The organism is Halomonas sp., assembly GCF_029263665.1.
Lineage (GTDB): Bacteria > Pseudomonadota > Gammaproteobacteria > Pseudomonadales > Halomonadaceae > Halomonas.
This window is the reverse complement of the sequence record NZ_JAJUFQ010000012.1, coordinates 121,559-130,627: the sequence shown is the minus strand read 5'-3', so window position 1 is coordinate 130,627 and position 9,069 is coordinate 121,559. Positions and strand designations below refer to the sequence as shown.

General features: G+C 59.1%; 8 protein-coding genes. 7 read left to right on the top strand and 1 reads right to left on the bottom strand.

The window, feature by feature from the left end:
• Nucleotides 1-240: 240 nt before the first annotated feature.
• Nucleotides 241-1,176 (bottom strand): LysR family transcriptional regulator, encoded by a 936-nt coding sequence (locus Q1K07_RS13395; protein ID WP_300311634.1) that lies wholly within the window; start codon nt 1,174-1,176, stop codon nt 241-243.
• A gap of 211 nt (nt 1,177-1,387) precedes the next feature.
• Here Q1K07_RS13395 and Q1K07_RS13390 point away from each other — a divergent pair, with 211 nt between their 5' ends.
• From Q1K07_RS13390 to Q1K07_RS13360, 7 genes are all read left to right on the top strand, one after another.
• On the top strand, nt 1,388-2,773 hold the full coding sequence (locus Q1K07_RS13390; RefSeq protein ID WP_300311633.1) for an NAD(P)/FAD-dependent oxidoreductase: 1,386 nt from the start codon (nt 1,388-1,390) through the stop codon (nt 2,771-2,773).
• Between the two features lie 14 nt (nt 2,774-2,787).
• Nucleotides 2,788-3,213, top strand: coding sequence for a RidA family protein (locus Q1K07_RS13385; protein WP_149285748.1), 426 nt, complete (start codon nt 2,788-2,790; stop codon nt 3,211-3,213).
• On the top strand, nt 3,210-3,884 hold the full coding sequence (locus Q1K07_RS13380) for a DUF1028 domain-containing protein (RefSeq protein WP_149285749.1): 675 nt from the start codon (nt 3,210-3,212) through the stop codon (nt 3,882-3,884). The genes Q1K07_RS13385 and Q1K07_RS13380 overlap by 4 nt, the downstream gene beginning before the upstream one ends.
• Nucleotides 3,885-3,971: 87 nt before the next feature.
• Nucleotides 3,972-5,174 carry an acetylornithine deacetylase gene (argE, locus tag Q1K07_RS13375; RefSeq protein ID WP_300311630.1) on the top strand — a complete coding sequence of 401 codons (1,203 nt, stop codon included), beginning with the start codon at nt 3,972-3,974 and terminating at the stop codon, nt 5,172-5,174.
• Nucleotides 5,175-5,685: 511 nt separating this feature from the next.
• Nucleotides 5,686-7,116 (top strand): sodium:solute symporter, encoded by a 1,431-nt coding sequence (locus tag Q1K07_RS13370; protein ID WP_300311628.1) that lies wholly within the window; start codon nt 5,686-5,688, stop codon nt 7,114-7,116.
• Nucleotides 7,117-7,431: 315 nt separating this feature from the next.
• The gene (locus Q1K07_RS13365) at nt 7,432-8,388 is read left to right on the top strand and encodes a tripartite tricarboxylate transporter substrate binding protein (RefSeq protein WP_300311627.1); all 957 of its coding nucleotides are present in this window, start codon (nt 7,432-7,434) and stop codon (nt 8,386-8,388) included.
• Nucleotides 8,389-8,585: 197 nt separating this feature from the next.
• On the top strand, nt 8,586-9,059 hold the full coding sequence (locus tag Q1K07_RS13360) for a tripartite tricarboxylate transporter TctB family protein (RefSeq protein ID WP_300311625.1): 474 nt from the start codon (nt 8,586-8,588) through the stop codon (nt 9,057-9,059).
• The last annotated feature ends 10 nt before the right edge of the window (nt 9,060-9,069 follow it).

The window sequence follows — 9,069 nt, the reverse complement described above, 5'->3', positions numbered from 1 at the left end:
GCCGTAAGCCGTAAGCCGTAAGCCGTAAGCCGTAAGCCGTAAGCCGTAAGCCGTAAGCCGTAAGCCGTAAGCCGTAAGCCGTAAGCCGTAAGCCGTAAGCCGTAAGCCGTAAGCCGTAAGCCGTAAGCCGTAAGCCAATGATTCAAAAAACTTCGCAGAGCCGTGTAAAGACTCCTTCGCTTTTAGCTTTTAGCTTTTAGCTTACGGCTTACAGCTTCTACCACTTACCGCTTCTATGGCTTACCGCTTCTTGCTGCCTTTGTGTCCCAGTACCGCGGCCGTCACGTCGCTACCTAATGCAAGGTCACGCAGCGCTTCGGCGGCGGGGCTCAGGCGCAGCCCTTTCAGGCAAGCTAATCCCATGGACAAGGGACGCACGTCATCCTCTAGCTGCAAGGCGGTGAGGCGTCGGCCATCGAAGGCCTTGTCAGTCGTCAGGGGCGTATTGAACAGGGAAAACCCAAAGCCATTCGCCACCAGCCCGCGAATCATGTCCAGTGACTTGGCGCGATAAGCCACCTGGGGCTTCAGCTCAAGGGTTTCGAAAATCGACAGAAAATACTCGCGGCTCTGCGGCCAATCCAGCAGCACCATGGGATATTCGACCAGTTCGGCGAGCTTCACTTGCCCTCTTCCACTCAGGGGATGGTCCTCAGCGACCACGGCATAGGCAGGAAAGCAATGCAGCGGCGTGAAGTCGATATTGACCGGAATCTGCAGGTCATAGGTGAATGCCAGTTCGAACTCCCCCTGATTGAGCCCCTTGACGATATCCACCTGGGTTTCTTCGTGACACAGCAGGCTGACCGCCGGGTAAGCATCGGCATAGCGCCGCAGCAACTGGGGCAGGAACACCGGTGCGAAAGTCGGAAAGGCCACCAGACGCAGCTCGCCGGCAATGTCCTCGCTCAGAGATACCGCAAACTGCTCCAGGCCTTCTGCCTCCCGCAGTAGTTGCTTGGCCCGCACCAGCAGCTGTTTTCCGCTCGGGGTCAACGACAGACCCTGGGCATGATGGCGCACGAAAAGCTGCAGCCCGGTGGTTTCTTCGATCTGCTGAATGGCCGCAGAGATGGAAGGTTGTGACACATGCAGCTTCCTGGAAGCCAGGGTAACGCTGGACAGTTCACCGGCCACCGTGAAGTAGCGCAACTGCTTTAGCGTGAAGTGAAACATGAGTACCACCATCAAGATGTCGGGTTCGATGTCGAAAGCCCATTACATAGAAAAAACCGATCCAAAGCCACGAATAACTATATTTTAACTAAGCATGGCGTCCTCCTAAGCTACTCGCACAACGCCAGTTCATAACGTCGATTCACAAAGACGGTTCATAACGTTTATTTATAACGTTTATTTATAACAACAGCCCACTGGAGGACGGAATATGACGGAGAAGACAACCCAGATAGATACGCTCGTTGTCGGTGCCGGTCAGGCAGGAGTGGCCATGAGCGAACACCTGAGCAATCTCGGGGTGCCTCATCTCGTGCTGGAACGTGAGCGGATCGCCGAGCGCTGGCGTACCGCGCGCTGGGATTCGCTGGTGGCCAACGGCCCGGCCTGGCACGACCGTTTTCCCGGTATGGAATTTGCCGATATTTCCCGCGATGCCTTTGCCACCAAGGAACAGGTGGCCGAGTACTTCGAAGCCTATGCGCGCAAGATCAATGCGCCCATTCGCACAGGCGTGGAAGTCCACAAGGTCGAACGCAATGAAGGCCGGCCAGGCTTCACCATTGCGACTTCCGAAGGGTTGATCGAGGCCCAGCGTGTCGTCGCCGCTACGGGACCTTTCCAGCGTCCGATCATTCCGCCGATCGCACCGGACGACGCGTCCATCACACAGCTGCATTCCAGCGCATACCGCAACCCGCAACAGCTTCCCGAGGGAGCGGTGCTGGTGGTTGGAGCAGGCTCATCAGGCGTGCAGATTGCTGATGAGCTGCAACGTTCCGGCAAGTCGGTCTATCTGTCGGTGGGGCCCCACGACCGCCCTCCCCGTGCCTACCGCAACCGTGACTTCTGCTGGTGGCTGGGAGTGCTTGGTGAATGGGACGCCGCCGCCATGAAGCCAGGCACGGAGCACGTCACCATCGCAGTCAGTGGCGCGCGTGGCGGCCAGACCATCGACTTCCGCCGCCTTGCCTATCAGGGCATCACCCTGGTCGGGCGCACGCAGGCTTTCAACAATGGCACAGTGACCTTCGAGCAGGACCTGGCCGAGAACCTGGCACGCGGTGATGACAACTATCTGTCGCTGCTGGATGCCGCCGATGACTACATTGCCCGCAATGGCCTCGATCTCCCGGAAGAGCCGGAAGCCCGTGCCACCCTGCCGGACCCGCAATGCGTAACCCATCCGCTGCAGCAGCTCGACCTGGCCGAAGCCGGCATCACTGCGATCATCTGGGCCACCGGCTTTGCCGTGGACTACAGCTGGCTGCAGGTCGATGCCTTCGATGCCAACGGCAAGCCACGCCATCAGCGCGGCGTGTCCACGGAGCCCGGTGTCTATTTCGTTGGCCTGCCCTGGCTGTCGCGGCGTGGCTCCAGCTTCATCTGGGGGGTGTGGCACGATGCTAAGTTCATCGCCGACCACATCGCCACGCAGCGCCAGTACTTCGTCTACCACGACAGCGCGCAGGCCCAGCATTCACGAGTTCAGAATTCACAAGCTCAGAATTCACAAGCTCAGAATTCAAAAGACGTCCAGGACTCCCCCGTTCGAGCCTCTCAGGCTCAGGACCCGCAAGTTCAAGCTGCCAACTGATCGAGGCCAAGTCGATGCCGACGCATACCCGTATCCGCATGTTCAATACCAAGGAAACGTATCCGAATCAGTCATTGGATAACGACTTGTGCCAAGCCGTTCGCGCGGGCAATACCCTCTATGTACGCGGCCAGGTCGGGACTGATTTCGAGGGACGTCTAGTTGGCCTTGGCGACCCTGCCGCCCAGGCCGAGCAAGCCATGAAGAACGTCAAGCAACTGCTCGAAGAAGCCGGTTCCGAGCTGAGCCATATCGTCAAGACCACCACCTATATCACCGACCCGCGCTTTCGCGAGCCGGTCTACCGCGAAGTGGGCAAGTGGCTCAAGGGTGTCTTCCCGATCTCCACAGGACTGGTGGTCGCTGGGCTCGCCCAGCCCGAGTGGCTGATGGAAATCGACGTGATCGCTGTCATCCCCGACCAGGAGAGTGCGCTATGACCTTTTCCATTGCCGGCTTCTGCCGCGACACCGGACAGTTCGGCACCGCTATCAGCTCTTCGAGCATTTGCGTGGCCAGCCGTTGCCCCTTCATTGCGCCTGGCAGGGGTGTCGTCCTGACCCAGAACGTCACCAATCCAGCGCTGGGCCTGCTTGGCGTGCAACTGCTTCAGGAAGGGCTGGACGCCGAACAGGTGCTGGCCCGCCTCATCGAAAGCGAACAGTACCCGGAGTGGCGCCAGTTGCAGGTGCTCGATGGCCAGGGCCGCAGTGCCATGCACAGCGGTACAGAGACGCTGGGTATCCATGCCACCCGCCAGGGTCGCGACTGCGTGGCCGGCGGCAATATGCTGGCAGACAGCAAGGTGATCAGCGCCATGGTCGCGGCCTTCGAAGCCCACACGGGTGAACTCGCCGAACGCTTGCTGGCGGCCATGGATGCCGGGCTGGCCGCCGGGGGGGAAATGGGGCCCGTCTACTCGGCAGGGCTGAAGGTCACCGATCAGGCCAGTTGGCCAGTGGTCGACCTGCGGGTCGACTGGCATATCGCCCCCTTGAGCGAATTGCGCATGATCTGGGAAAACTATCTGCCCCAGCGCGACGCCTATGTGTGCCGGGCAATACAGCCGGACCAGTCGCCGTCCTATGGTGTGCCGGGCGATCAGCGCTAGGTTCTGAGCGAAAGTGCCTGCGCCGAGCGTATCAGCGCCCACATCACACGGACAGACCCACTCATTTTCAACAGAGCCGGATTCCTCATGTCGCAAGCATCTACCGTCGATTTGCTCGCTGAATTGGTGGCATTCGATACCACCAGCCATCGTTCCAACCTACCGCTCATCGCGTTCATCGAGAGCTACCTGACGCGTCATGGAGTGAGTTCTCGTCGCGTGCTCAATGCAACAGGGGGCAAGGCCAACCTCTATGCCACCATCGGCCCGGTAGATCGCTCTGGTGTGATGCTTTCCGGGCATACCGATACCGTGCCGGTCACCGGCCAGGCATGGCAGTTCGAGCCCTTTCAGCTGACCGCCGAGGGCGAGCGCCTGTATGGACGCGGCACCGCCGACATGAAGGGCTTTCTCGCTGCCGTGCTGGCCGCCGTGCCGGCGATGGTCAAGGCCGATCTTGCCGTGCCCATCCATCTGGCGTTTTCCCACGACGAGGAAGTCGGCTGCCTGGGCGTACGCAGCCTGATCGCCGACCTGGCCCGCTATCCGCAGCAGCCGGTGGCCTGCGTGGTTGGCGAGCCGACATCCATGCGCCTGGCCACCGCGCACAAGGGCAAGCTGGCGGTACGCCTGCATGTACGTGGCAAGGCTTGCCATTCCGGCATGGCACCGGAAGGGGTCAACGCCATTCATGCTGCCGCCCGGCTGGTGGCCTGGGTCGAGGACAAGGCCACTGAGAAGGCCAGGCTAGGCCCCTTCGACGAGCGCTTCGCTATTCCCCACACCACGCTTCAAGTCGGTACGATCCAAGGTGGTGCAGCCTTGAACATCGTGCCCCAGGATTGCCAGCTCGACCTCGAAATTCGCAATGTTCCCGAAGATGATCCCGAGGCCATGCTAGAGGAACTGATGAACCTGGTGGCAGAGTGGCAAAGCGAGATGCGCCGGGTACATGCCGACACCAGCATCCGCCTGGAGCGGCTCAGTGATTATCCCGACTTGTCGATGGCCGACGATGATGCCCTGGTGGCGTTCATTCTGGCACTGCTCGACGATCGCACCCGCGAGCGCATCGGCTATGGCACGGAAGGCGGACTTTTCCAGCGCGAACTGGGCATTCCCACCCTGGTCTGCGGTCCCGGCAGCATGGCCCAGGGGCACCAACCCGACGAGTTCGTGACCCGCGACCAGTTGGCCCGTTGCGACGCCTTTCTGGCGCGCCTTATCACGGCTCTGGAAAGTGCTGAAGCCCGGCAATGCTTGACGACCGGCTCACTGCTGGTGGGTTGATGGAGAGCTAATGGAGGGCTGGCAGCGCTGTCTTGCCTGGCACCGCCCTTGCATAGAAAAAACTGAGGATGCTGTTCGAATAATAATATTTTAGTTAACCAAGGCCCTGGGGCTATCGTAATTCTCGCAGCACCTACAACAACACCTACAACAACGGAGACCCTTCCCCATGACGAGCTATCTCTTTTACTAGGCATCTCTTGTCAGGCACAAGCTGCACTCAGGCTTGCGCTGCTCGGCACTGCCAATCACAGACACATTTCAATAATGCTGCTCCCTATCCGCTGCGTGCCTGCCATGCGGTACGGGACGGGCGTGCCCCATGCCCACCATCAACCAACAGGAGATGACATGGAATCCTGGACTTTCCTCGCATTCGCTATCGCTTCCGCCATCACGCTGGGCCTGGCCGTCGCGGCCCTGCTGCTCGAACGGCGCAGTTGATTCATCACAGCAATTCATCACAGCCATCCATCACAACAACGACAACCCTGTTTCAAGGAGCCCTCTGATGTTGAACTGGCTACTGCTGGGGGTTTCAGCCGCGCTGCTGATTGCCCTGTCGCTCTATTCCATGCGTGCCGCGGGAGACAAGGAGGAATCCGGTTTCCTGGTGGCCAACAACTCTCTCGGCCCTTTCGTCGCGGCAGCCACCCTGGTCGCTACCGGCTACAGTGGCTTCGTGTTCATCGGCTCCCCCGGGGTGGCCTATGAATACGGCTCGCTCGAGCTGTTCTCGAACACCTTCTATACCCCGGCCTTCCTGATTGCCACGCTGTTCTTCGCCAACTACCTGCGCCGCAAGGCCGCTACGCTGGGCAGCCGGACGATCCCCGAGTACATCGCCCAGACGCATTCCTCCGGACAGGCAGGACGCTGGTTGCAAGGCATCGTGGCGCTGATCATTCTGTTGCTACTGGGGGTATTTCTGGTATCCCAGATCAAGGCCATCGGCCTGCTGGTATCGGGATGGCTCGGGGTATCACCGGTCATGGGAGCCTTGCTGATCACGCTGCTGGTCATCGGCTACACCATGTTCGGCGGCCTGCGTGCCGTGGCCTGGACCGATGCCGTCATGGTCCTGGGCATGGTGCTGGGCTCCTGCATCATCGCTTATGTGGTGTTCGTCGAAATCGGGCTTGGCGAACTGATCGGCAAGCTCAACGTCATCGATCCTGAATTTGCCAATCCCACCACTGGCGCGCCCTATGGCGACAGCCCGGCCTCCGCGTTTCTGCTGTTGCCCTATGCCTTCCTGTGGGCCGCTGCCCTGCCCTTCATGTCGGTACGCTTCCTGGCCATCAAGAAGGACGTGAGCATGGCGCGGGTGGGCATCTGGGTCACCGTGCTGGGTTTGCTGCTCAACTTCACACCCCTGGCGGGGCTGTATGCCAAGGCCTATTTCCCCGACCTGGCCACAGCCGACCTGGCCATGCCGACCTTCCTCGAACACGGTGTCGGCCCCTTGATGTCGAGCGTGATCACGCTGTTCATCCTGTTTGCCATGAAGTCGACGGCCAACTCGCTGATGCATACCGTATCGACCGCGCTGTCCTACGACCTGCGTTCCGCCCTGGGTCGACACGAAGGCTTCACCACCACCATGACCTTCAACCGCCTGATGGTGTTGATTGTCGGCATCTGCGCCTTCATCGGCATGGCCTATCTGCCACCGGTGATGATCCTGTGGCTGGGCATCCTCGGCAACGGCACCCTGATGGCTTCCCTGTTCGGCGTCACCCTGTGTTCGACCTTCTGGCAGGGCAACAGCACCGGCGCCTTCGCCTCCATCGCCGCTGGCTTTGGCGTCAGCGCCTACCTGTTGCTGGGCACGGATCTCGGCTGGGTCCAGGGCCCACTCTACGGCTGCCTCGCCTCTGCCGCCTGCTATATCGGTGTCAGCCTCGCCACTCGGCGTAGTGCCGCGTTGGCTACTTCTTGAAGAGAGCCGCATTGGCGATCTGAAGAACAGCATTTCTTCCCCAGCCTCTGAGTGGAGGCTGGGGAGACCCTGTGACTGCGATAGATCCAGCGGCCGTGTTGAACTCAGCCCTTGCATTCACCCTTTCATTGGTCTTATTGACATATTTACAAAGATAAAATATGAGGGCCCGGCATTTTTTATACCAAGGTATGACCGCAGCAGGGATATCGCTTTAGTGAAATAAAACTTACCAAACAGTGCAGAATTATTCGCTTTGGTGAAGCTTTTTTGTGCCTTTAACTAGTGAAACTTTCCTAGAACCAGGGGCACGACATGAGCTTCAAATCTATTGCAGTCAGTGCTGCACTTATTGTGACATGCGCTACGACAGGTAGCGCGATGGCAGACTACCCGGAAAAGAAAGTCGACATGATCGTCGGGTTTGCTGCAGGGGGCGGCACCGATGTCATGGCCAGAACCATTTCTCCCTATCTGGAGAAGTATCTAGGGAATGGCACTTCCATCGTCGTCAAGAACATGCCCGGAGCCAGCGGCCAAATCGGCGTAACAGCCGTCGCTGATGCCGATCCGGACGGTTATACCATTGGCACCTATAACCTGCCCGGCACGATGGCACGAACGCTCGATCGCAATGCCGATTACAGTACCGAGAGTTTCACTTACCTCGCCAATGTCGTGAACGACCCCAATGTGATCGTCACCCCGAAAAGCAGCGATATCGCCACCATGGATCAGCTCGTCGAAGCAGCCCAGGATCAACCCGGTGGTGTGACGGTCGCCATGTCGAGCCTCGGCGGAGACGACCACTTCTTCCTGCAGAAGCTATCTGAAGTGACCGGCGCCGACTATACCCCCGTCCCCTTCTCCGGATCAGCACCTGCACGCAGCGCACTGATGGGTGGGCACGTCACGATGGGAATCATCAACGTTTCCGAAGTGGTCAACTTCCGCGACGAGCTCAACGTTCTGGGCATTGCTTCCCAGGAGCGCTCCGACATGGCTGACGATATTCCGACCTTCAAGGAACAAGGATACGACTTGGTCAATGGTGCATTGCGTGGTTTCGTCGCACCGGCCGACCTCCCTGAGGACGTCAAATCCAAACTGCTCTCTGCATTCCAGAAGACTTACGAAGATCCCGACTTCCAGGCCGCCATGCGCAAATCGGGCAATCCTACCGAACTGACGCTAGGCGATGACTTCCAGGCGCTCAATGACGAGCAATTGGTATTGGCCAAGAAAATCTGGGAAACCACCCCTTGGAAATGACAGGTCTCTTGCTGACTCCAGAAAACCGCATCGCCATAAAACTCGCATCGGCAGGGTGGGCGCCATCCCCCTGCCCTCAGACGGGGAAGGCCATGAAGAGCAAACCGACAAATACAATGACCGACCAACCACGTATCCCTGACACTCAACCAAGCCCTTCCATTGAGGATGCCACCAGCAATCCTGGGTCTCAAACGATGAGCACTGCCCCAGCCAAGCGCTCACGCAGGTTCGATCCAGACTTGATCGCAGGTACCGTCGTTACTCTTGGCGCAGGCGCACTCTTGTTGCGCACATCCGCCATGCCGCCCATGACAGCGCTATTACCGGTCACCATGCTGTTGGTGCTCATGGTGCTGGGTGCACTGTTGATCATCCGCTGCCTGGTACGCCTCAAGCGTGACAATGGTGTTCATGAACCGCTGCAGGTTTTCACTAACATCCGCCGCTTCTTGGGTATTGCAGCCGCCATCGTGGTCTATGTTGCCTGCGTTGCCAACCTGGGGTTCTACACCTCGACCGCGGTCATGATCCCCATCGTGGCCTGGTGCTTCGGTTACCGCAACGTGAGAGGGCTGCTGCTCGCAGACGTCATTTTTACCGGCAGTATCGCCATCATCTTCGTTCTGCTGATGGGACAAGAGCTCCCGACAGAATTCTTTCTGCGCTAGAGGTGATACT